Origin of the sequence: Phenylobacterium sp. (genome assembly GCF_025351295.1) — a bacterium.
In the GTDB taxonomy this organism is placed as follows: Bacteria; Pseudomonadota; Alphaproteobacteria; order Caulobacterales; family Caulobacteraceae; genus Phenylobacterium.
This window is the reverse complement of the sequence record NZ_JANXWD010000010.1, coordinates 59,117-81,852: the sequence shown is the minus strand read 5'-3', so window position 1 is coordinate 81,852 and position 22,736 is coordinate 59,117. Positions and strand designations below refer to the sequence as shown.

General features: G+C 72.0%; 22 protein-coding genes and 1 pseudogene. 7 read left to right on the top strand and 16 right to left on the bottom strand.

What is annotated here, in order from left to right:
• On the bottom strand, positions 1-181 hold a 181-nt coding region (locus Q0R13_RS01570), incomplete at its 3' end, for an aminotransferase class IV (RefSeq protein WP_366852206.1).
• A 1-nt stretch (position 182) separates the two neighbouring features.
• Complete coding sequence (locus Q0R13_RS01565; protein ID WP_366852204.1) at positions 183-1,562, bottom strand: anthranilate synthase component I family protein; 1,380 nt, start codon at positions 1,560-1,562, stop codon at positions 183-185.
• A gap of 64 nt (positions 1,563-1,626) precedes the next feature.
• Between Q0R13_RS01565 and Q0R13_RS01560 the strand changes: the two genes are divergently transcribed.
• Positions 1,627-2,481, top strand: a complete 855-nt coding sequence (locus tag Q0R13_RS01560; protein WP_293898439.1) for an enoyl-CoA hydratase-related protein — start codon at positions 1,627-1,629, stop codon at positions 2,479-2,481.
• Here the strand turns inward: Q0R13_RS01560 and dgcA are convergent.
• The gene (gene dgcA / locus Q0R13_RS01555; RefSeq protein ID WP_293898436.1) at positions 2,478-3,479 is read right to left on the bottom strand and encodes an N-acetyl-D-Glu racemase DgcA; all 1,002 of its coding nucleotides are present in this window, start codon (positions 3,477-3,479) and stop codon (positions 2,478-2,480) included. The two genes, Q0R13_RS01560 and dgcA, sit on opposite strands and share 4 nt — an antisense overlap.
• A 93-nt stretch (positions 3,480-3,572) precedes the next feature.
• On the opposite strand from dgcA, the gene Q0R13_RS01550 reads away from it, so the two are divergent.
• On the top strand, positions 3,573-4,379 hold the full coding sequence (locus Q0R13_RS01550; RefSeq protein WP_293898433.1) for a hypothetical protein: 807 nt from the start codon (positions 3,573-3,575) through the stop codon (positions 4,377-4,379).
• Positions 4,380-4,424: 45 nt separating this feature from the next.
• Here Q0R13_RS01550 and Q0R13_RS01545 read toward each other — a convergent pair whose 3' ends face one another.
• The 6 genes from Q0R13_RS01545 to Q0R13_RS01520 are packed head-to-tail and all read right to left on the bottom strand — an operon-like array spanning position 4,425 to position 10,455.
• Positions 4,425-5,339: an RDD family protein gene (locus Q0R13_RS01545; protein WP_293898430.1), complete on the bottom strand. Its 915-nt coding sequence runs from the start codon at positions 5,337-5,339 to the stop codon at positions 4,425-4,427.
• Complete coding sequence (locus tag Q0R13_RS01540; RefSeq protein WP_293898427.1) at positions 5,336-6,334, bottom strand: stage II sporulation protein M; 999 nt, start codon at positions 6,332-6,334, stop codon at positions 5,336-5,338. The genes Q0R13_RS01545 and Q0R13_RS01540 overlap by 4 nt, the downstream gene beginning before the upstream one ends.
• On the bottom strand, positions 6,334-7,647 hold the full coding sequence (locus Q0R13_RS01535) for a DUF58 domain-containing protein (protein WP_293898424.1): 1,314 nt from the start codon (positions 7,645-7,647) through the stop codon (positions 6,334-6,336). The genes Q0R13_RS01540 and Q0R13_RS01535 overlap by 1 nt, the downstream gene beginning before the upstream one ends.
• Positions 7,648-7,653: 6 nt before the next feature.
• Positions 7,654-8,610: a MoxR family ATPase gene (locus Q0R13_RS01530; RefSeq protein ID WP_293898421.1), complete on the bottom strand. Its 957-nt coding sequence runs from the start codon at positions 8,608-8,610 to the stop codon at positions 7,654-7,656.
• Entirely contained in the window at positions 8,597-9,826 is a 1,230-nt protein-coding gene (locus tag Q0R13_RS01525) for a hypothetical protein (RefSeq protein ID WP_293898418.1), read from the bottom strand. The genes Q0R13_RS01530 and Q0R13_RS01525 overlap by 14 nt, the downstream gene beginning before the upstream one ends.
• Positions 9,823-10,455, bottom strand: a complete 633-nt coding sequence (locus Q0R13_RS01520) for a DUF4129 domain-containing protein (RefSeq protein WP_293898415.1) — start codon at positions 10,453-10,455, stop codon at positions 9,823-9,825. Before Q0R13_RS01520 ends, Q0R13_RS01525 begins: the two co-directional genes overlap by 4 nt.
• An 89-nt stretch (positions 10,456-10,544) precedes the next feature.
• Between Q0R13_RS01520 and Q0R13_RS01515 the strand changes: the two are divergent.
• A pseudogene (locus tag Q0R13_RS01515) lies at positions 10,545-11,549 on the top strand (adenosine deaminase); the annotation flags it as partial.
• A gap of 157 nt (positions 11,550-11,706) precedes the next feature.
• Here Q0R13_RS01515 and Q0R13_RS01510 read toward each other — a convergent pair.
• A complete protein-coding gene (locus Q0R13_RS01510; protein WP_293898412.1) occupies positions 11,707-12,126 on the bottom strand; it encodes a GNAT family N-acetyltransferase in 420 nt (139 codons plus the stop codon).
• An 88-nt stretch (positions 12,127-12,214) separates the two neighbouring features.
• Between Q0R13_RS01510 and Q0R13_RS01505 the strand changes: the two genes are divergently transcribed.
• The 4 genes from Q0R13_RS01505 to Q0R13_RS01490 all read left to right on the top strand — a co-directional run bounded on the left by Q0R13_RS01505 (position 12,215) and on the right by Q0R13_RS01490 (position 16,508).
• Positions 12,215-13,426 (top strand): parallel beta-helix domain-containing protein, encoded by a 1,212-nt coding sequence (locus Q0R13_RS01505; RefSeq protein WP_293898409.1) that lies wholly within the window; start codon positions 12,215-12,217, stop codon positions 13,424-13,426.
• Between the two features lie 12 nt (positions 13,427-13,438).
• Positions 13,439-14,524 (top strand): SO2930 family diheme c-type cytochrome, encoded by a 1,086-nt coding sequence (locus tag Q0R13_RS01500; RefSeq protein WP_293898406.1) that lies wholly within the window; start codon positions 13,439-13,441, stop codon positions 14,522-14,524.
• Positions 14,525-14,534: 10 nt separating this feature from the next.
• Positions 14,535-15,353 carry a CAP domain-containing protein gene (locus Q0R13_RS01495; protein WP_293898404.1) on the top strand — a complete coding sequence of 273 codons (819 nt, stop codon included), beginning with the start codon at positions 14,535-14,537 and terminating at the stop codon, positions 15,351-15,353.
• Between the two features lie 81 nt (positions 15,354-15,434).
• Complete coding sequence (locus tag Q0R13_RS01490) at positions 15,435-16,508, top strand: NADH:flavin oxidoreductase (protein ID WP_293898401.1); 1,074 nt, start codon at positions 15,435-15,437, stop codon at positions 16,506-16,508.
• A 59-nt stretch (positions 16,509-16,567) separates the two neighbouring features.
• Here Q0R13_RS01490 and Q0R13_RS01485 read toward each other — a convergent pair whose 3' ends face one another.
• The 6 genes from Q0R13_RS01485 to Q0R13_RS01460 all read right to left on the bottom strand — a co-directional run bounded on the left by Q0R13_RS01485 (position 16,568) and on the right by Q0R13_RS01460 (position 22,733).
• Positions 16,568-16,729 carry a hypothetical protein gene (locus Q0R13_RS01485; protein WP_293898398.1) on the bottom strand — a complete coding sequence of 54 codons (162 nt, stop codon included), beginning with the start codon at positions 16,727-16,729 and terminating at the stop codon, positions 16,568-16,570.
• Positions 16,730-16,816: 87 nt separating this feature from the next.
• On the bottom strand, positions 16,817-18,139 hold the full coding sequence (gene glcF / locus Q0R13_RS01480) for a glycolate oxidase subunit GlcF (RefSeq protein WP_293898395.1): 1,323 nt from the start codon (positions 18,137-18,139) through the stop codon (positions 16,817-16,819).
• Positions 18,136-19,311, bottom strand: coding sequence for a glycolate oxidase subunit GlcE (gene glcE / locus Q0R13_RS01475; RefSeq protein WP_293898392.1), 1,176 nt, complete (start codon positions 19,309-19,311; stop codon positions 18,136-18,138). The genes glcF and glcE overlap by 4 nt, the downstream gene beginning before the upstream one ends.
• On the bottom strand, positions 19,311-20,798 hold the full coding sequence (locus Q0R13_RS01470) for an FAD-linked oxidase C-terminal domain-containing protein (protein ID WP_293898389.1): 1,488 nt from the start codon (positions 20,796-20,798) through the stop codon (positions 19,311-19,313). The genes glcE and Q0R13_RS01470 overlap by 1 nt, the downstream gene beginning before the upstream one ends.
• Positions 20,799-20,915: 117 nt before the next feature.
• Positions 20,916-21,707 (bottom strand): PEPxxWA-CTERM sorting domain-containing protein, encoded by a 792-nt coding sequence (locus Q0R13_RS01465; protein WP_293898386.1) that lies wholly within the window; start codon positions 21,705-21,707, stop codon positions 20,916-20,918.
• A 174-nt stretch (positions 21,708-21,881) separates the two neighbouring features.
• Positions 21,882-22,733 (bottom strand): phytanoyl-CoA dioxygenase family protein, encoded by an 852-nt coding sequence (locus Q0R13_RS01460; protein WP_293898384.1) that lies wholly within the window; start codon positions 22,731-22,733, stop codon positions 21,882-21,884.
• Positions 22,734-22,736 lie beyond the last annotated feature (3 nt).

The window sequence follows — 22,736 nt, the reverse complement described above, 5'->3', positions numbered from 1 at the left end:
CGGCGGCGCGGAAGGCGGCGCGGTCGGGCAGCGGCAGGCCCAGCGCGCGGCAGCCGCGCTCCAGCCGTTCGACGTGGACGTCCCAGTGGGCCGGCGCGCCCTCGGCCCACAGCACCGTCTCGAACAGGCCGTAGCCCAGCGTGAAGCCGCGATCGTCGAGCGGGATTTCGGACGTCGTCATTCTAGGCTGGCGGCCCCATCAGCGCCCGAAGAATGGCGCCGATCTTGGCCGTGGTCTCCGCAACCTCTGCCGTAGGATCGCTGTCGGCGACGATGCCGCCCCCTGCGCGGGCTTCGAGGGCCCAGTCCGCCACATTTTCGGTCAATGTGACGGTGCGGATCAGCACACTGGCCTCCAGCGCTCCGTCGGTCCCCGCCCAGAACAGGCTGCCGCAGTAGGGCCCGCGCGGCGGTTCGTGGCGGGCGATCACCGACATGGCCCGCAGCTTCGGCGCCCCGGTCACCGAGCCCGGCGGGAAGGCGGCCAGGAAGGCGTCCCAGGCGCTGCGTCCGGGCGCAAGGCGGCCCCGCACGCGGGAAACCAGGTGGTGGACGTTGGCGAAGCTGCTGAGCACGGCCAGTTCCGGCACGCTCACCGTGCCCGGGGTCGCCACCCGGGCGATGTCGTTGCGCATCAGGTCGACGATCATCAGGTTCTCGGCCCGGTCCTTGGCGCTGGCCAGCAGCTCGGCGGCCAGCGCCGTATCGCTCGCGGGGTCGAGGCCACGCGGCCGGGTGCCCTTGATCGGATGCGACTCCGCCCAGACGCCGTCCGCCTCCGGCCGCACCGACAGGAAGCGCTCCGGCGAGTTGGAGACCAGCGCCCGGCCCGGCAGGTTCAGCCAGGCCGCGTAGCCCGCTGGGCTCTGGCGGGCCAGCCGGCGGAACAGGTCGAAGGGCGTGCGGCCAGGCGCCAGGCGCCCGCGCCAGGGCCGCGCCAGGTTGGCCTGGAAGATCTCGCCGGCGGCGATGCGCTCCACGGTGTCGGCCACGGCGGCGGCGTGCGCAGCGTCCGATGTGCCGAGTGCGACGCCCTCGGCCAGCACCCCACCGGTCGCCGGGCGGCGGGGCGCATCGAGCCAGCTCAGGGCGACGTCGGCCTGGGCGGCGGCGGCGCGGGGGTCGGGCCCGCGCCCAAGCGCGACGGCGCGCCGCTGGCCGGCGTGGAAGGCCAGCAGGGCGGGATAGCGCAGCAGGATCAGGTCCGGCCAGTCGCCGCGGGCCTGGGGCGCCGTCGGCTCCAGCCGCGCGGAGAACTCGTAGGCGGCGAGGCCCACCACCCCGCCCTGGAACGGCGGGCCGTCCGCCAGCCGCGGCGTCGACGGGCCGAGCAGCGCCTCGGGATCGCCCGCTTCGGCGATGAAGTCCGGCCGCCGCAGCACATAGGACCAGCCGTCCGACCCGGACAGCAGCACGCAGGCATAGGCCTCACCGGCAAAGGCGGAGGCGACCTCGACGGGGTCGGCCCAGGCGGTGGCACGCATATGAATGCAGGCGAAATCGCCGGGCAGCGGGGTCGGATGGCTGGCGGGGCGGCTCCACACGGCGCGCCTATAGCGCATCGGCGCGCTGTTGCCTGCCGCCTCGTAAGGGCGCGTGTCATGGGCGAAAATCAAGGAGGATCCGATGGCCTACGAGACCCTGCTGTACGACCTCGAAGGCCCGGTGCTGACCATCACCCTGAACCGGCCGGAGAAGCTGAACGCCTACACGGCCGTCATGGGCGGCGAACTGGCCGACGCCTTCCACCGGGCCGACGCGGACGACGCGGTGCGGGTGGTGATCGTCACCGGCGCCGGTCGCGGCTTCTGCGCGGGCGCGGACATCTCCGGCGGGGCGGGCGCCTTCGACGACAAGGCCGAGGGCTCGGTGGCGTTCTCGGCGCCCGGCCAGCCGCGGGCCGCGGGCGGCGGCTTCGTGGGCGCCATCTTCGGCTGCCGCAAGCCGGTGATCGGGGCGATAAACGGCGCGGCCGTCGGCGTGGGCGCGACGCTCACCCTGCCGATGGACATCCGGATCGCGGCCAAGGGCGCCCGCTACGGCTTCGTCTTCGCCCGCCGTGGCCTGGTGCCGGAGGCCGGCAGCGCGTGGTTCCTGCCCAAGCTGGTGGGGCTGCCGCAGGCGCTGAACTGGTGCCTGCGCGGCAATCTGATCTCGGCCGAAGAGGCCATGGCCGCTGGCCTGGTCAGCGAGGTGGTCGCGCCCGACCAATTGCTGGCCCGCGCCCACGAGATCGCCCTGGAGATCGCCCAGAACACCGCCCCGGTCTCCATCGCCCTGGCGCGCCAGATGCTCTGGCGGTTCTCCGGTGACCCTGACCCGTCGGGCGCGCTCGCCATCGACGGACGGCTGTCGATGGAACTTGGCTCCGGCCCCGATGTGAAGGAGGGCGTGGGCGCGTTCGTGGAGAAGCGAGCGCCCAACTTCCCCGGCCGCGTCTCCGCCGACATGCCCAGCCTCTATCCCTGGTGGAAGGATTAGGGCCGAGGCCCCGGCTCACCCCAGAAGCCGGGTCGCGGCGGGTAGAGCAGGCCGCGTTCGACACGGGTCCCGCCCGGCCGGTCGTCGACCAGCCACCAGGGTCCGTCCAGGTCGGCGGCGTCGGCCAGCGCGCCCACCCACATGGCCGGGGCGATGGAGAGCGAGCTGGAGACCATGCAGCCGGCCAGCACGCCCATGCCCAGCGCGTGCGCCCGCTCGACCATGGCCAGGGCGCCGGTCAGGCCGCCGGCCTTGTCCAGCTTCACATTGACCATCTGGTAGCGGTCGGCGACCCGCTCGACGTCGGCCGCGAAATGGGCGGACTCGTCGGCGCAGAGCGGGGCGGGATAGTCCAGGCCCGCCAGGCCGGCGTCATCCTCGGACGGTAGTGGCTGTTCGACCATCGCCACCTTCAGCCGCGAGATCGGCCCGGCCATGGCCATGAGGATCGGCAGGGTCCAGCCCTCGTTGGGATCCAGGATCAGGCGCGCGTCGGGCGCGCCCTGCGCCACCGCCCGCAGCCGCGCGGCCGGGTCGTCGGCGTCCAGCTTCACCTTCAGCAGCGGGGCGTCGGCCACGGCGGCGGCGGCCGCGCGCATGGCGTCCGGCGCGTCCAGGCTGATGGTCACCGCCGTGGGGATCGGGCCGGGCGCCGGACGCCCCAGCCGCGCGCTGGCCGACCCCGCGCCCTGCCGCGCCGCCAGGTCCCAGAGCGCGCAGTCCAGCGCATTACGCGCCGCCCCGGCCGCCATCGCCGCCAGCACCTCCGGCGCCGGCTCGCCCGCCGCCAGCCGCGCGCCGGCCGCGACCAGTTCCGCGGTCACCGAGGCCACCGTCTCGCCATAGCGCGGATAGGGCACGCACTCGCCGCGACCCAGCACCAGCCCGTCGGAGAGCGCGGCGACCACCACCTCGGCGTGGGTCTTCACACCGCGCGAGATACGGAAGGGCGCCCGAAGCGGCAGGCGCTCGGCGCGGATGTCGAGGGCAAGGCTCACCGCGCCGGTTGTCCCGCATCCAGGACGTCGCGTCGACAGGCCCGACCGCGCGTGATTAGCATCCCGTCCGCACCGGATGGGAGAGACGCCCAAATGACCGCCGCCGCCAGCGAACCAGGCACGCTCGATATTGCCCGGGTGATTCAGCAGACGTTCTCGGTGCTGGGCCGCAACTTCGTGACCTATTTCATCCTCGCGCTCATCCTGGCCGGCGTGCCCTACGCGATCATCGGCCTGGTGCAGGCCTCGACCATGAGCACGGTGACGGAGACCGGGCCCGGCTTCGCCTATTCCCTCGCCACCATGCGGACGACCGGGATCGGGGCGATCGCCGCCGTGATCACCGGCTGCATCCTGCAGGGCGCCATCATCTTCGCGACCGTCCAGGACATGAACGGCGCCAAGCCCTCGGTCGGCGATAGCCTGGCCACGGGCCTGCGGGCCTTCCTGCCGCTGCTGGGCGTCAGCATCCTGTTCGGCCTCGCCGTCGGCTTCGGGCTCGTCCTGCTCATCGTGCCCGGACTCATGATCGCCTGCGCCTGGTGCGTCGCCGTACCGGCCCTGGTGGCGGAGCGGACCGGCGTGCTCGGCGCCTTCGGCCGGGCCGCGGACCTCACGCGGCACAACCGGTGGCGGGTCTTCGGCCTGTTCGTTCTTGTCTGGGTCGCCACCCTGATCATCGGCGGCGTCCTCGGCCTGTTGATCACCATGCTGACGTTCGGTTCGGGCGGCCTCGACCCGGTGCGCCTCGCGCTCAACCCGGTTCGCATCATCGGGAGCGCCCTGATCAACAGCCTGACGGCGATGCTGAGCGCCACCGGCGTCGCGGTTCTCTACGTCGAGCTGCGCAAGGCCAAGGACGGGGTGGGCCCGCAGTGGCTCGCGGACATCTTCACCTGAGGCGCGTCATCACGTGAAGCGCCCCTTCACCTGGAAGCATTGGGGTTAATCGACGTCGAACTTGTCCTTGCGGCGGCGGCCAAACAGCATGCGGCTCTCCAGCCGGCCCCGCAGGCCTGCGTAATAGGCGTTGAGGAAGGTGCGGTCGGGAACATCGGTCGGACCGTCCCAGGCGATCTTGGTGCGGATGCGACGGGCCACCTCGGCGATGGCCTTGCGGTCGCCGGCGCGGAGCACCTCCTCCAGGACGTGGAGTTCCTTGACGCCATAGGCGTCAAGCTGGGCGTGGGTGAAGGCCGTGCCCTGGGCCGCGGCGCGCTCGGTGTCGGCCAGGTCCGGCCGCAGCAGCTTCTTTGGCGTCTTCACCACCATGGTGCCGGCCGCCAGGTCGCCCAGCCGGCGGCGGTCGCGGTTGAACAGGGGGAAGATCACGAACACCCCGCTCCAGATCGCGCCCAGGGCGGTCAGCGCGCCGTCCACCCCCTGGCCCTGGGCGAACAGGAACCCCAGGGGAAGGAAGACCTCGACCTCGCGCATGGCGTTGCGGGCGAACACCGCATCGGCGGTCAGCCGCCCGCCGTCCGCGGCGACGACGCGCAGGCCCATGGCCCGCTTGCCGGGCGTGGCCGCCTGCGGCTGGATCTCGAAGATCAAGAAGTAGAAGTTGCGGATCACGAACACGCCCAGCAGCCAGACCACGGTCAGGGCCTCACCCACCCAGGTCGCCTTGGTCGCCCAGGCCGCCAGCAGGGCCGCCAGGCTGAAGGCGATCAGCCCGCCCAGCAGGATCAGGAAGTCCAGCAGCAGCGCCACGCACCGTTCGACGAACGAGCCCACCTTCAGCCGCAGGTCGACGCCCTCCGGCGTGACCAGCTCGCGCCAGTCGTCGCCGGGCGCGCGGTTGAACTTCAGGCCCCTGATCCGGCCGACGACCCCCTGGACGCTCCCCTGAACGCTCATGGCGCGGCCTTCCTGGGCCAGTAGAAATAGGTGAGCCACCCCGTCAGCATGGCGAGCGCCACCCCATAGCGGGCCAGGTCGCGCTGGATCAGCTGGCGGCCGAAGCCTTCCAGGACGCCGGCCACGAACAGCATCACCACGACGCCGGCCATGGCCGTGGCCGCCCGCCGACCGGCCTCGGAGGCGGCGTCGACCCGGCTGCGTTCGCCCGGAAAGGCCACGGCCCAGCCGATCGAGAAGCCCGCCGCACCGGACAGGACGATGGCGAACAGCTCCGTCGTGCCGTGGATCATCAGCCAGCCGCCGGCTTCGAAGCCCAGGCCGCGTGAGGCGAACAATGCCAGGAAGGCCCCCAGCATCGCCCCGTTCAGCACCATCAGCGCCGCGGTCGGCAGGCACAGCGCGAAGCCCAGCGCGAAGGCGAAGATGGCGATCTGGGCGTTGTGGGCGAACAGGAAGCTGGCCAGCTCGCTCAGTCCCTGGGCGGCCGTCTGCGGTTTGTCGTAGAGCGTATGCCGCAGCGCCTGCGTGCTGGTCATCGGATCGCGCCCCGAGGCCGTCCCGGGGTCGATGAAGCTGTAGAACCAGTCCCCGTCGCGGCGTACCAGCACGTAGGCGACCACCGTGGCCACCACCGACATGGCGAGCGACGCCAGGGTCTCGCGCCACAGCGCCTGGACCGCCGCCGGCCAGTCGTGGCGGAAGAACCTGGCCAGCCGCTCCGGAAGCCGCGTGCGAGCGCCGTAGACGAAGAAATAGGCCCGGGCGCACAGGCTCTCCAGATAGCCCACTAGGCTCTGGTCCAGCGAGATCGAGCGGGCCACCGACAGCGAGGACAGCGCCTGGCGGTAGAGCAGCGGGATCTCCAGGATCTCGTCGCGCCCCAGCTTGGCCGCCCCGCCCTTGTCGGCCTTGGCGAGCAGGGTCTCCAGCCGCCGCCAGTCCGCCTCGCGTTCGGCCCGGAACCGCCAGCTCTTCAGGTGCAGCTCGGCCATCAGATCAGCCTGCGCCGCTTCACGTCGAGGTAGCCGTTGAGCAGGGCCATCGACAGCCCCTGCGCCGGCGCGTCGACGATCTGGGCGCCCAGCCGGCGCAGGCGCGTGGTCACCGCCTCGCGCTGTTTCAGCAGCCGTCCGGCGATCACGGCGCGGGAGACGTCGTCGGGCTCCATGGGTTCGCGGGCGACCAGGCTTTCCAGCTCTTCGTCGCGGAACACCACGAACAGCACCAGGTGGGTGCGCATCAGCCGGGCGACGTTCTCGATCATCAGCTCGGCGCTGGTGGCGTCGGCGAAGTCGGTGAACACCACCACCATGGCGCGGCGGTCCAGCCGCCCGGACAGCGCCGTCAGGCCCAGGGTGAAGTTGGTCTCTTCCGTGGAATAGTCGATGGCGGTGGCCAGCTTCTGCAGCAGCGGAAAGGCCGCCGGACCGGAGGCCAGGCCGCTGGCCAGCCGCGGCCGGGAATCGAAGGCGAACAGGCCCACCCGGTCGTCCATCCGCAGCGAAACGAAGGCCAGCAGCAGGGCCGCGTTGATCGCCCGGTCGATGCGCGGCAGGCCAGCGGCCGGGGCGCTCATCAGCCGCCCGGTGTCCAGGGCCAGCAGGACATGGTGGTTGCGCTCGGTGCGGTACTCGCGGCCGACCAGCTTGCCGTGGCGGGCCGACTGCTTCCAGTCGATGTCGCCAAGGTCCATGCCGGTCTGGAATTCCTTCAGCGCGTGGAAGTCCGAGCCCTCGCCGGCGTCCAGCAGCGGCTTGGCGCCCAGCGGCGCGTCGCGGGCGAACAGCCGCAGCGCGTGCTCCTTGACGCCGGCCACGTCGGGGGTCACCGCCAGCGGCCCGCTGCGCGGCGCCTGGCGCTGCAGCCACATCAGGCCCAGCGGCCCATGCCAGCGCGCCCAGACCCCCTCGATCCGCCCCTCGCCGCGGCGGATCGGCGAGAGCCGCACCTGGGCCTCCGCGCGGCCGCCGCTGACCCGCACAGACTGGCGGTCGGGCTCGGCGGTCAGCCGGTCGTTCAGGCCGATGGCCAGCTCCACCCGCGACGGCCCCGCGCCGGCGAAGGCCGCCGTCAGCTGCGCCATCTCCGGCCGGCCGACGCCCAGCACCCGCGGCGCGATGGCCTCCAGGGTCAGGCTGCGCGGCGAGGCGGCCAACAGGACATCGGCCAGCATCAGCCCCAAGGCCAGCACGATCCAGGCCGCCGCCGCCGTCCACATCCCCGGCGCGGCCACGGCCACGATCAGCGCCGGCAGGGCGCCCACGGCCATCAGCGCGATCGCGCGGCGGGTGGGGTAGAGGCGCAAGCGGGCCTACCGCGGCGCCGCTGCCAGGTCGACCAGGCTCTGAATGATCTGGTCGGGCCGGCGGCCGTCGATCTCCGCGGCGGGCGACAGGATCACCCGGTGGCGCAGCGCCGGCAGGGCCAGGGCCTTGACGTCGTCGGGGATCACATAGTCGCGGCCGTCCAGGGCCGCGCGCGACCGCGCCGCCAGGGCCAGCTGGGCTGCGCTGCGCGGCGAGGCGCCGCTGGAGAGGTCGGGGGTCTCCCGGGTCGAGCGCACCAGGTCCAGCACATAGCCGACGATCTCGTCGGTCAACCGGATGCCGGCCACGGCGGCATGGGCCGCGCTCAGTTGCTTGGCGCTGGCCACCATCTTCACGCCGCGTTCGACCGGATCGGAGTGGCCGCTCTGCATGCCGTACTGGGCGACGATGATCCGCTCTTCCTCGCGGCTGGGGTAGGCCATGGTCTGCTTGAACAGGAAGCGGTCCAGCTGGGCCTCCGGCAGCGGATAGGTGCCCTGCTGCTCCAGCGGGTTCTGGGTGGCCACCACCATGAAGCGGTCACTGAGCGGACGCGACTTGCCGTCGATAGTGACGCGCCGCTCCTGCATGGCCTCCAGCAGGGCGGCCTGGGTCTTGGGCGGCGTGCGGTTGATCTCGTCGGCCAGCAGCAGCTCGCAGAACAGCGGCCCCTCGGTCAGCGAAAACGCGCTGGTCTGGAAGTTGAACACGTTCGACCCGATGATGTCGGCGGGCATCAGGTCGGGGGTGAACTGGATGCGCCCGAAGTCGAGGCCAAGCGTGCGGGCGAAGCACTGGGCCAGGTAGGTCTTGGCCACCCCGGGCGGGCCCTCCAGCAGCACGTGGCCGCGGGCGAACAGGGCGGTCAGCAGCAGGTCGATAGTGTCCTGCTGGCCGACGATGGCCTTGCCGATCTCGCCGCGGACCTGGTCGGCCAGCGCCTTCACCTCAGCGACGTTCACGCGTCATCTCCCCTCGCCAGTCATACAGTCTCTTCGCGATCGCCAGCAGGTCGTCGCGGGTCTTCACGCGCCCGGCCTCGGCCTCCAGCTGGCCTGGCGCGGCGACCCCGCGTCGCGCGGCCAGGCCCTCCAGCCAGCCCGCCTGCACATGCCCGCCGGCCGCGCGCTCGACCAGGCCACGGATCAGCACGGCGTAGGCGGGGGCCAGTTCGTGTTCCTTGCGCGCCATGCGCACCAGGTCGGCGGAGTTGTCCACCAGCGCACGCGCGCCCAGCGCGAAGGCGCGGCCGCGTCGTCGCGGCTGGCCGAACCGGGCCAGGGCGTGGACGCCCATCAGGAGCGCGGCGGCCACCGCGCACAGGGTCGCGGCCAGCCACGGCGGCTCCAGCATCAGCCGGCCCAGGCCGCGGCCGCGCTCGAAGCCGGCCAGGGTGACGTCGAACAGCAGGGTGTGGGCGCCGCCCGCGCTGGCCGCCTGCAGCACGGCCACCCCGGCGCGCGCGGTGTTGAGATCGGAGAGCCCCTGGTTGTTCAACAGGTCCGGGTCGGCCAGCAGCCAGACGTCCGGGCGCCGGCGCGAATAGGCCAGGACGATGCCGCCGGTCTCGTCTGTCAGGGCCGGCGCCCAGCCGTCGCCAGACACCGTCTGCAGCCGGTCGATCCGGCCCAGCGGCAGATAGGTCGCCGCCGCGAACGGTCCGCCGGCCCCGCGCAGCACCGGCCGCCCCGCGGCCTTGCGCACCGCCGTGCGGGTCGCCCGCGAATAGCCGATCAGCAGCGGGCTGAAGGCGGCGCCGGCGGGCGCGACGTCCAGCTTGCGCACGAAGCCGCGGCGGATCGGATCGGGAACCGCGATCCACTTGGGCAGGACGATCAGGGTGTGGGCGGCGCCCGCGAACGGCGCCAGCGCCTTCGGCAGGTCGCCGGCCTCGGGTGTCAGCACCACCGCGACATTGCCCAGCCTCTGCGGCCGGGTGCGGCTGACCACCACCGTGTCGCCCAGGGCCTTCATCAGGATCGGCGCGCCGGCCAGCCCCACCGCCGACCTCGACAGGGCGTGCGCGCGGCCGTCCTCGCCGGTCCGCAGGTCCGGGGCATAGGCCGACAGCACCGCCAGGGCGGCGAAGGCCACGATCCCGACCCCCACCAGCGCCAGCACGGCGCGGGCGGAGAACGCCGGCGCGGGACCGGTCCCGGGGTCGGCCGCGTCGCTCATCGCCAGCCCTCGGCGAAGGCGAAGGCCTCATAGTCCCGCCGCGCCGCGCCGAAGGCGTCGGCGTCGGCGGACCGGCCGCCGAAGAAGGTGCGCTCCACCGCCTGGGCCAGCCGTGCGAAGGCCGCGCGCGCCTCGCCGGGCAGCACCTCCAGCCCGGCGATGTCGCGGCTGGTCAGGGCCGGCCGGACCGCGCCCGGCCGCCGCGCCACCAGGTCGTCGATGGAGCGGAACAGCAGCAGGTGGATCGCCTGGTCGAACATCCCCGCCTCGGCCAGGCCATCGGCGTCCTCCAGCAGGGCGCGGGCCTGGCCCGGCTCGGGCCGCCAGTCGGCGACGGCCGTTTCGCCGCGGCGCTTGCGGAACCAGGTCTCGGGCACGAACTCGCGCAGCAGGAAATAGAGGATCAGCGCCACGCCGACCGCCAGCCCGCCCCAGAAGACATAGACCAGCGCCGGGGCGATCGCCTGCAGGAGCCGGACCAGGGGCTCGATCCAGGCCGGCGGCTTTTCGACCGGCAGGGCGGTGAAGTCGAACTGTATGCCGCCGGTGTTCAGCAGCGCCTTGTGGGCCAGGACGAGCTTCTGCTCGGCCGTCGGGCCGCCTGCCGCCGCCACGCCTGAAACCGACACCCACATCCCCCAGTTGCGGCGCCAGCCTAGAGCACCGCTTGGCCGCCGCAAGTCTTGACCCGGCCGAGGTTCACGGTGAGGACAGCGGCATGTCGACCCTCGCCGAATTCATCCAGGGCCTGCCCAAGGCCGAACTGCACCTGCACATCGAAGGCAGTCTCGAACCCGAGCTGATGTTCGAGCTGGGCCGCCGCAACGCGATCGCCCTGCCGTTCAAGACGGTCGAGGAGGTTCGCGCCGCCTACGCCTTCTCCAACCTGCAGGACTTCCTCGACATCTACTACCAGGGCGCGGGCGTGCTGCTCACGGCGGCCGACTTCCACGACCTGGCGATGGCCTATTTCCGCCGGGTGGCCGCCGACGGCTGCCGGCACGTGGAGCTGTTCTTCGATCCCCAGACCCATACCGACCGCGGCATCGCGTTCTCGGTGGTCATGGACGGGCTGCTGGCCGCGATGGCGGAGGCCGAGCGCACCCTGGGGATCACCTCCGCCCTGATCCTCTGCTTCCTGCGCCACCTCGACGAGGCCGCGGCGTCCGCCACCCTGAAGGCCGCGGAGCCCTATCTCGACCGCATCGCGGGCGTCGGCCTGGACTCCTCCGAGGTCGGCCACCCGCCGCTGAAGTTCGCCCGGGTGTTCGCCGCCGCCCGCGCCAAGGGCCTGAAGCTGGTGGCCCACGCCGGCGAGGAGGGTCCGCCGGAATATGTCTGGGAGGCCCTGGACATCCTCGACGTCGACCGCATCGACCACGGCAACCGCGCGCTGGAGGACCCGGCGCTGGTCAAGCGCCTGGTGCGCGAGGGCAAGACCCTGACCGTGTGCCCGCTCTCCAACCTCAAGCTCTGCGTGGTCGGCGACCTGAAGGACCACCCCCTGCGCACCATGCTGGACCTCGGCCTGAGGGCCACCATCAACTCCGACGACCCGGCCTATTTCGGCGGCTACCTGGGCCAGAACTGGCTGCAAACCGCCCAGGCGCTGTCCCTGACCCGCGCCGAGCTGGTGACCCTGGCCAGGAACAGCTTCACCGGCTCGTTCCTGCCGCCGGATGCGGTCGCGCGGCATCTCGCGGCGATCGATGCCTATGTCTCTCGCTTTCCCCCCGTGGGGGAAATGTCGCCAAAGCCGCAGGCGGGCGACAATGGGGGAAGTGTCAGGCAAGAATCCTGACTCGCACTTCCCCCATCGACCCTCGCCTGCGGCGTCGGGCCACTTCCCCCAGAGGGGGAAGGATTGGCGTGGATCGCCCTCACCACTCGTAGAAATACATCACGAACGTCTCCGCCTCGGACCCGCGCCGCTCGTACAGCGTCCGCGCCGGCGCGTTGTCGACCTCGGTGCCGACCCAGGCCGCCTCGCACCCCAGGCTGCGGGCCCAGGCGACCAGGTCGTCCAGCATCCGGGTGGCGAGGCCTTCGCGCCGGCGGGCCGGCGTAGTCCCGAGGTTGTCGATATAGAGCTCGGTCGGCTGGTCGGGATGGCGGTGAACCATGCCGCGGGCCTGGCCGACCACCTCGCCCTCGTGGATCGCCAGCACCATCAGGTGGCCGGGCTCCGCCAGGTAGGCGGCCAGCCGCTCGGGATCGATGACCTCGTCGAAGACGTCCTCCGCCACCCGCTCCAGAAGGTGGGCGTCCGCCGGCCCAATCCGTACGATGTCCACGTCCATGGCCCCGACCTTAGGGGTTGCGCGGCCCCGCTGAACAGCGGCACTTTCAAAGTTGAACGGCGCGTCACGATGCCGGGAAGAGGGACAGATGATCAGGTTCGCCGCCGCGCTCCTCGCCGCCACCGCCGTGGCCGGCGCTGCCAGCGCCAAGACCCTCGCCGTCGCCCCCGGCCCCGACGCCCAGGAACGGCTGCAGACCGCCCTGCTGGACGCCCGGCCGGGCGACACCGTGCAGCTGGCCGCCGGCCGTTACGAGCTGACCGACGGCCTCTCGCTCGATGTCGCCGAGGTCACGGTGAAGGGCGCGGGCCCGGACGCCACCGTGCTGTCGTTCAAGGGCCAGAAGAGCGCCGGCGAGGGGCTGCTGGTCACCTCCAACAAGGTCACCGTCCGCGACCTGGCCGTGGAGGACAGCCGCGGCGACGGGATCAAGTCCAAGGGCGCCGACCAGATCAGCTTCATCAACCTGCGGGTCGAGTGGACCGGCGGGCCCAAGGCCACCAACGGCGCCTATGGCGTCTATCCGGTCGCCTCCACCAATGTGCTGATCGACAAGGTGACGGTGAAGGGCGCGTCGGACGCCGGCATCTATGTCGGCCAGTCGAAGAACATCATCGTCAAGAACAGCCGCGCCGAGTTCAACGTCGCCGGGATCGAGATCGAGAACTCGATGAACGCCGATGTATTCGGCAACACCTCGACCCACAACGCCGGCGGCATCCTGGTGTTCGACCTGCCCAACCTGCCGCAGATGGGCGGCCACTCGACCCGGGTGTTCGACAACCAGGTGGTCGACAACGACACGCCCAACTTCGCGCCCAAGGGCAACATCGTCGCCAATGTGCCCACCGGCACCGGGATCATGGTGATGGCCAACCGCGACGTCCATGTGTTCGGCAACACCCTCGACGGCAACCAGACCGCCGCGGTGATGCTGGTCAGCTACGTCCAGGCGTTCGATGACAAGACCTACAACCCCCTGCCCCGCGACATCGTGGTGCGCGACAACAAGATCGGCCGCAACGGCTGGGATCCGAAGTTCGACGGCGGGGCCCTGGTCGCCACGCTGTTCGGCGGCAGCCTGCCGCCGGTGATGTGGGACGGGGTCACCAGCTATCCCGGCTCCCCCGAGGTCGCCCATGTGCGCCTGACCGACGGCCCGATCCTGAACCTGCACCTGACGGCGCCGGGGGCGCTGATGACCGCGAAACCGACCAAGACCGCCACCGAGGGCGACGCCAAGGTCGTGGAGCCCAAGCCCGTGGTCCTGCCCAGGCGCCAGGCCGACCTTGGCGCCTAGGGCGTTCCGCGCATGAAGGCCTGGCTCGCTATCCTGGCGGCGATCCTGTGCCTCGGCGCGGCGCCGGTTCCCGCGAAGATGGCGCCGGAGGCGGTCGCACTGGATACGCTGCTCGCCGAAGCGCCGGCGCCCACGCTAGCCGACTATCGCCTGTTCGCCGACGCCGGGGCGCGCCAGCCGAACGCCGGCCTGACGCCCTATGCGCTGAACACGCCGCTATTCAGCGACTATGCCGAGAAGTCGCGGTTCCTCTACCTGCCGCCGGGCGCCAAGGCCCGCTACCGGGCCAGCGGCGTGCTCGACCTGCCGGTCGGCGCGGCCCTGGTGAAGACCTTCGCCTATCCGGCCGATTTCCGGCGGCCGGACGACCGGGTCCGATACCTGGAAACCCGCCTGCTGATCCACAAGCGCCAGGGCTGGGTGGCGCTGACCTATGTCTGGAACGCCGAGCAGACCCAGGCGGTGCTGAAGCGGGCCGGCGTGCGGATCGACGTGGCCTTCACGGACGCCGAGGGCCGCGCCCGCACCGTCGACTACGCGGTCCCCAACCAGAACCAGTGCAAGGAATGCCATCAGCTGGGCAAGCGGCTGACCCCCATCGGCCCCAAGGCGCGCAATCTCCACGGCGTCTATCCCTATGCCGAGGGCGCGGAGAACCAGCTGGCCCGCTGGAGCCGCCTGGGCCTGCTGGCCGGCGCGCCAGAGCCGCGGGCCGCGCCGCGCACCGCGCGCTGGGACGATCCGGCCGAGACCCTGGACGGCCGCGCCCGGGCCTATCTCGACGCCAACTGCGCCCATTGTCACAACCCCCGCGGCGGGGCGAGCAACTCGGGCCTGTTCCTGACCCTGGAGGAGACCCGCGGCCCGGCCCTGGGCCTCGGCAAGCGCCCGGTGGCGGCGGGCCGTGGCTCGGGCGACCTGAAGGTGGCGATCGACCCCGGCCATCCGGACGCCTCGATCCTCCCCTACCGCATGGCCTCCACCGAGCCGGGGGTGATGATGCCGGAGCTGGGCCGCTCGATCACCCACGAGGAGGGCGTCGCCCTGATCCGCGCCTGGATCGCCGCGATGCCAGCGCCGGCCAAGGGCCGCCCGTGAAGGTCCAGCCGTGAGCCTGTCGCGGCGCGCCGCCCTGGCGACGGGCTTCGCCGCCGCGGCGACGAGCGCCGCCGGCGATACGCCCGAGGTTCATATCGCCATGGTCCCGGACACCGCCCCGCCGGCCTCCGACGTCGCGGCCTGGAGCGCCTATGAGGCCCGCCTGCGCGCCCGGCTGGCCGATGGCGGCGGCGGCCGGTTCGACGACCCGGGCGGCCGCGCCGCCCTCGCGCTCGTCAACCAGGCCCGGGCCGCGGCCGGGGCGACCGCCCTGGCCTGGCACGGCGAGCTCGCCTGGGCGGCCCGGGCGCACGGCGGCGACCTGGCCCGGCGCGGCGCCGTGGAGCACCTGTCGCCGGAGGGGTTCGATCCCAGCCATCGCCTGTGGCTGCTGGGCCGCACCACGGTCGGCTCGCCCTCCGAGAACATCGCCTACCACCATCGGCCCGGTCCGCCGGCCACCCCCGCCAGCCTGATGGCCCAGTGGCGGGCCAGTCCCGGCCATTGGCAGAACCTGCTGCGCCCCAGCCACACCCATGCCGCCTTCGCCCTGCTGCGCGGCCCCGACCAGGCGCTGCTGGTCGGGCTGTTCTGCCGCCCGCTGGCGATGCTGCCGGCCCCGCTGGCATTCCGCGCCAACGGCGACGAGATCGCCCAGGCGCTGCGGACCATCGACCCGGACCTCAATCCCCGACTGGGCGCGCCCCAGGGCGCGCGCCGGGCCGGGCGCTCCGGCGGCCTGCGGGTCGTGCAGATCTCGGCGGAGCGGCGGGACGCGCCGGGCGGCGACGCCTACATCGGCGGGCCGATCTTCCTGCCGGCCAGCTGACAGCGCGCTCAGAAAGCCTGGATTGCCCGACCCCGGGGAAGGCCGCTATCGGTGCGGCGACATCCAGCCCCGGAGACCGCCTTGGCCGACCTGTTCTCGCCCATGACCCTGGCCCACGGCCCGGCGATGAAGAACCGCTTCATGCTGGCGCCGCTGACCAACCTGCAGAGCCATCCCGATGGGCGGCTGTCCGACGACGAGTTCAGGTGGCTGACCAAGCGGGCCGAGGGCGGCTTCGGCCTGGTGATGACCTGCGCGGCCCACGTCCAGGCGGTCGGCCAGGGCTTCCCCGGCCAGCTGGGGGTGTTCGGCGACCAGCACCTGGAGGGCCTGACCCGCCTCGCCACGGCCATCAAGGCGGCGGGCAGCGTCGCCGCCCTGCAACTGCACCACGCCGGCAATCGCTCGCCCAAGGAGATCGTGGGCACGCCGGTCTGCCCCTCGGACGATCCGGAGACCGGCGCACGGGGCCTGTCCCTGGTGGAGGTCGAACAGCTGGTGGAGGACTTCGTCGCCGCCGCGGTGCGCTCGCAGCAGGCCGGGTTCGACGGCGTCGAGATCCACGGCGCCCACGGCTACATCCTGGCCCAATTCCTCTCGGCCGAGATCAACAAGCGCGAGGATCGCTACGGCGGCTCGGTGGAGAACCGCGCCCGGATCGTCTTCGAGATCATCGACGGGGTCCGCGCCCGCTGCCGGCCGGACTTCCAGCTGGGCCTGCGCCTGTCGCCCGAGCGGTTCGGCCTGAAGCTGGGCGAGATCCTTGAAGTGGCCCAGTCGGTGCTGACCGACGGCCGCATCGACTACCTCGACATGTCGCTGTGGGATGTCTTCAAGGAGCCCATCGAGGATGCCTACAAGGGCCGTTCGCTGATGAGCTATTTCACCGCCCTCGAGCGCGGCGCGGTGCGCCTCGGCGTCGCCGGAAAGGTCACCTCCCCCGCCATCGCGGGCCAGATGCTGGACCAGGGCGCCGACTACGTGCTGATCGGTCGCGCCGCCATCCTGCACCACGATTTCCCGATCCGGGCGCGCGACGCGGCGTTCACGCCGATCGCGCTGCCCGTTCCGGCCCAGCACCTGGTGAACGAGGGCCTGGGCCCGGCGTTCGTCACCTACATGTCAACGTGGCCGGGGTTCGTGGAGGCCGCCTAGGGCGCGTCAGGCGAAAGTGGATCCCGGTTTCGCCGCCCGACGCGCTCTAATTCAAAGAGTTAGAGCCTTTTGATCTGGTTCAAGTGACTCCACTTGAACCAGAAAGGCTCTAGCGACCACTCGCCGTGCAGCACGGTCCACAGGACCACGGCGACCAGGATGGCGTCGTAGAGCGCGACGGCGCCGAACAGTACGTGCGGGGTGAACAGGCTTGCGGTCATGTCTCGCCTTCTTCCATCGGGCAGGATGATGAAGCGCGAGACGTGTAGAAAGTTCCGCCGAACCCCTGGGTAGATCGACCGGAGCGGTTATGTCGCAGCGGCGCTGGCGGCGCCAAGCGCCGCCGGCCGCGGTCCGCCGGTGGCCCAGTCCAGCAGCTCGACGGGATGCACCATCGCCGCCTCCAGCACCGGCGACAGCTGGGCCATGCAGCCGACGTTTCCGGCCGCCACGACCGCCGCGCCGGTGGCCGCGATGTTCGCCGCCTTGCGGTCGCGCAGCCGGGTGGCGAGCTCCGGCTGCAGGATGTTGTAGACCCCCGCCGAGCCGCAGCAGAGGTGGCCCTCGGCGACCCGGCGCACCTCGAATCCGGCCTCGACCAGCAGGCGCGGCGGGGCCTCCTTGATCTGCTGGCCATGCTGCAGCGAGCAGGCGGCGTGATAGGCGACCGCCATCCCGGACGGCGCGGCCACCGGCGGCAGCCCGACCTCGGCGATGAACTCCAGCACGTCGCGGGCGCGGGCGGCGGCCGGGGCGCCGTCGCGGCCCAGGACGCGGCCATAGGCCTTCAGCATGGTCCCGCAGCCGGCCGCGGTGGTGACGATAGCCTTGAACTTTCCCGCCCCGCCCCAGGCCTTGAGGTTGGCGCGCGCCAGGGCCTTCGCCTCCTCGGCCCGGCCCAGGTGCTCGGAGAGCGCGCCGCAGCAGCCCTCGCGCTCGGCCAGCACCACCTCGAACCCGGCGCGTGTGATCAGCCGGATTGCCGCAGCGCGGATCTGCGGCGCCATCGCCGGCTCGACGCAGCCCTGCAGCAGCACCACCCGGCCGCGCGATCGGCCCTGGGCGGCAAGACTGGGGGCGGCAAGACTGGGGGCGGCAAGGCTGGGGGCGGCAAGGCTGGGCGAGGCCTTGGCCGCGCGCGACGGGACCAGCCGCAGCAGGGCGGCCAGCGGCGCCAGCCCGACCCGCGCCAGCAGCGGCTCCAGCGGCCGCGCGATCCGCCCCAGCGCCAGGGCCAGGGCCAGGCGACGGGGATGGGTCAGGATCGCCGGGATCGCCGCGCGCAGCAGGCGCTCCGGCCACGGCCGCGCGTAATGGGTCTCGATGTGGGCCCGGGCGTGGTCGATCAGCTGGGCGTAGTCGACGCCGGACGGGCAGGTGGTGGTGCAGGCCAGGCACGACAGGCAGCGGTCGATGTGGGTCACCGTGCTGGCCGGCGGCGGGCCGTCCTGCTCCAGCATCTCGCGGATCAGTTCGATCCGGCCGCGCGGGCTGTCGCGCTCGTCGCCCAGCAGCACATAGGTCGGGCAGGTGGCGGTGCAGAACCCGCAGTGGACGCACTTGCGGATCGCGCCCGCGCTGGCGGCGGTCTCCGGGTCGGCCAGCTGTTCGGCGGTGAACGCAGTTCTCATCCGCCGCCCTCCATCCGGCCGGGGTTGAGCACGCCCAGCGGGTCGAACGCCGCCTTCACCCGGCCCTGCAGCTCGCCCAACGCCCCGCTTCGCGGACCGAACGCCGGGGCCGCGCCGCGCAGGCACAGGGCGTGGCCGCCCAGCCCGGCCGCCACGGCCCGCACCTTGGCCGCCGGCTCCTCGGTCATCAGCCAGGCCTGACCGCCGGCCCAGTCGTAGAGCGCGTCGCCCGGCAGGCCGTGCGGTCCGCGCCAGCCCACCGCCGGCGGCAGCGACAACCGCCAGAGCGGCCGGGGATCGCCGGCGAAGGCGTCCACCTCGCGCACCTGGTCCCAGAACTCCCGCGAGTGCGCCACGTCCAGCATCTCGATCCGCCCGAACGGCTTCAGCAGCGCCGCCAGCGCCTCGGCCCGCGCCGCCACCGACGCCTCGAACCCCTCCAGCCGCAGCGCCGTCACCGGCATCTGCGCCTTCAGCGGCCGGGCATGCGCGGCATAGGACGGCAGGTGCGCGGCGCCGGTGACCTCGTGCGGCGTGTTCATCGCCAGCCCCATGGCCTCGCTGGCCTTGACGTCCGCCAGGCCGAACAGCAGCAGGGTGACCTGGGTGCGCGGCGCCGGGACCACCTTGACGGTCACCTCGGTCAGCACGGCGAGCGTGCCCCACGATCCGGCCATCAGCTTCATCAGGTCGTAGCCGGTGACGTTCTTGACCACCTTGCCGCCGGCCTTGAACAACTCGCCGCGCCCGGAGACCGCCTCGAAGCCCAGGAAGTGATCCCGCGCCGCGCCGGCCCGGATCCGCCGCGGCCCCGACAGGTTCGCCGCCAGCACCCCGCCCAGGGTCGGCTCGCCGCGCGCGCCGAGCAGGCGGGTCCAGTTCGGCGGCTCGAAGGCCAGCATCTGGCCCCGGGCCGCGGTCAGCCGCTCCAGGTCGGCCATGCGGACGCCCGGCTGCACCGTCAGCACCAGCTCCTCGGGCGAATAGTCGACGATCCGGTCCAGGCGCTGGGTCGACAGCACTACGTCCACCCGGTCCAGGGCGCCGATGGCCCGCTTGGTGCCGGCCCCGATCACCTCCACATGCCGCGCCGCCGCCCCGGCCTCGGCCAGGATGGCGCGCACCTCCTCGGGCGTCGTCGGCTTCAGGGTGCGGACCGCCTCGTCCAGCATCAGAACCGCGGCAGTTCGGGGAAGGCGACCTTGCCCCGGTGGACGTGGACGCGGCCCAGCTCGGCGCAGCGGTGCAGGACCGGGAACACCTTGCCGGGGTTCAGCAGCAGGCCGGGGTCGAAGGCGCACTTCACCCGCTGCTGGCAGGCCAGGTCGGTCTCGTCGAACATCTCGCCCATCAGGTCGCGCTTCTCGACGCCTACGCCATGCTCACCTGTCAGCACCCCGCCGACCGCGACGCACAGCTTCAGGATATCCGCCCCGAACGCCTCGGCCTTCTCAAGATCTCCATTAATATCAACATCATACAGGATCAGCGGGTGCAGGTTGCCGTCGCCGGCATGGAACACATTCGCCACGCCCAGACCGTATGCGACGCTCAGCTCGGTTATCTGAGTCAGCACCTGCGAGAGCCGGCCCCGCGGGATCGTCCCGTCCATGCAGAAGTAGTCCGGCGCGATCCGCCCGACCGCCGGGAACGCCGCCTTGCGCCCGGCCCAGAACGCCAGCCGCTCCGCCTCGCTGCCGGAGACCTTGACGAAGTCCGCGCCGCGCTGGGCGGCCAGCAGCCGCACGTGACCCGACAGCTCGGCGCACTCCGCCTCCGGCCCGTCCAGCTCGACGATCAGCAGCGCCGCGGCGTCCACCGGATAGCCGGCGCCCACGAAGGCCTCCGCCGCCCGGATCGCCGGATTGTCCATCATCTCCAGCCCGGCCGGGATGACGCCGGCGGCGATGATGTCGCCCACGCAGGCGCCGGCCGCCTCCACCGACGGGAAGCCCAGCAGCAGGGCCTGGGCGGTCTGCGGCCGCGGCAGGATGCGGACGGTGACCTCGGTGACGATGCCCAGCAGCCCCTCCGACCCGGTGACCAGGCCCAGCAGGTCGTAGCCGTCGGCGTCCATCGCCTTGCCGCCCAGCCGCACCACCTCGCCGCTCATCAGCACCAGCTCGCAGCCCAGCAGGTTGTTGGTGGTCAGGCCGTACTTCAGGCAGTGCACCCCGCCCGAATTCTCCGCCACATTGCCGCCGATGGTGCAGGCGATCTGGCTGGAAGGATCGGGCGCGTAGTAGAACCCCGCCGCCTCGACCGCCCCGGTGATCGCCAGGTTGGTCACCCCCGGCTGCACCACGGCGCAGCGGTTGGCGTAGTCCACTTCCAGCACCCGGTTGAACTTCGACAGCCCGACCACGATCCCGTCCGCCAGCGGCAGCGCCCCGCCCGACAGCGAGGTGCCGGCCCCGCGCGGCACCACCTTGACCCCGTTGGCTTGGCACCAGGCCAGCACCTGCGACACCTGCTCGGTGGTCTCCGGCAGCACCACGGCGATCGGGCTCTGGCGGTAGGCCGACAGCCCGTCGCTCTCGAACGGCACCAGGTCGGACGGCTCGGCGACCACGCCCTCGCCGGGCACGATCCGCCGCAGCGCGCGCACGATCTCGGCCTTGCGGGCGATCAGCGCGGGGTCTGGCGCAGGCATCTTCATGAAGCGACGGTATGCGTAGTCGCGGCAGCCGTCATCCCAGCCATTGGCCAAGGCGCGGACGCAAAAAAGGGCGGAGGCTTTTGGCCCCCGCCCTCCTGAAACCGAACAGCGGTCGGGTCAGGCCGACGCGGTCACCCTGCGGCGGCGCACGGCGGCGCCGACCGCGGCGAAGCCCAGGAGCATCAGCGCCCACGAGGCCGGCTCCGGCACGAGGCCCACATTGCCCTGGATCACGTCGTTGGCGCAGGTCATCGCCCAGGAGAACGCGAAGTTGTCGCCCAGCAGATGGTTGTCGTTGATGTCGAAGACCACCTTGTTGGCGCCGACCGTCCACGCGCCCGTCGCCACGGGCGCGATGGCGCCGCCGTCGGTGAAGCGCACCGCCTGGAAGTTGCGGAAATAGGGCCCCGTGAACACACCGCCGACGTTCGACTGGACGATCGCGCCGCCGAGCGTGTCGTAGAGCGTTCCAGCCCCGGTGGTGTTGCCGGCGCCCGGATTGAACGGCATCTCGAACGCATAGGCCCAGTCGCCCGGCTGATAGGTGTCCGTATCGTAGTACGGACCGGAGCCTTGCGGGGTCCAGGCATTGACCCCGGGCGTGATGAACAGGTCGCCGTAGCCGGTGCCAAGCGAGGCGCCGGCTTCCGGCGCGCCCGCGTAGTTGGTGTTGATCGTTACGCGCAGGGTGTTGCCGCCCGCGCCGATGCGTTGGAACACCGCCGACTGGATATCGAAGGTGGCCGAGCCGATCACGTCCCCTGAGACCGGCGGCGCGTCGTTGTAGCTGTTCAAGCCGCCGTAGTAGGTGTCGAGAACGGTCACTGCCGCCGCCGAGGCCACGGCCGGCAGCGCCATCAGGCCAGCCAGCGTCACTGCGGCGCCAAGCGCCCTCAAAATCCGCACCATGTCAGCATCCCCCAATGTGATTGCGGGGCGCCCTCCCCCCACACGTCACGATGCTAGCCATTTGTAACGGCCTGGCCGCAACCGCAACACCGTTCGCCTGCAGGGGGAGACCGTGGGTCGACCACTCATCTTAAAGGTTAACGACGGCTTAAGGGTTAAGGATAGCGGGGCCGTTCACCCGTCGTAGAAGAACGCCGGGTGCAGGCCGACGACGCGGCGCTCGCGTTCGCTGCCGCTCTGGGCGCGCGCGATGGCCTCCGGCGAGAGATGGTTGACCTCGGCGGTCGGCAGAATTCTCTGGGCGATGTCGCGTCGGCCGTAGTGGACCTGCAGGAAGAAGCGGCCGTGGTCGCCGTCGCGGGTGGGCATGCGCCGATGCCAGATGTCCGAGACGAACAGGCCGGCATCCCCCGCCTTGACGAGGAGCGGCGTCACGCCCCGTCCCTCGTGCGCCAGATCGTCATCCAGATGGCGGCCGGGCGGCGGCGGGCGGCCTGAGAGGTGGCTGCCGGGGATGACGCCGGTGGGCCCGTCCTCGATGGCGCAGTCTATCAGGTAGATGTGGACGCCCAGGGCGAACACCGGGTGCGGAATGTCCGCCGGCCAGCGGACGCCCTCCGGCAGCGGGACATGCGGCCCGGCGTCGATGTGCCAGTTCTGGCCGCCATGGCTGCCGGGATGGCCGGCCGGATTGCGCCAGGCGGTGTTGGCGATCACGTGGCAGTCCTCGCCCAGCAGGGGCTCGATCACCGACAGGAGGCGAGGATTGGCGACCGCGCGCTGCGCCGCGGGGCTGCGGTTCAGCATCGCGTAGCGGAACATCGCCGCGTCTTCCTGCGGGCGGGGTCCGCGATCGTCCGGCGGGTCGCGCTCGAAGACGCCGGCGATCTCCTGGCACAGCTCGGCCACTGCCGCGGCCTCCAGCAGGCCGCGGACGATCGTGTAGCCCTCGCGCTCGAGTTGCTCGGTCTCAGCGCTGGCGGGTTCGAGGCGAGGCTGCAGATAGGGCATGCCGCGTCGGATCATGGC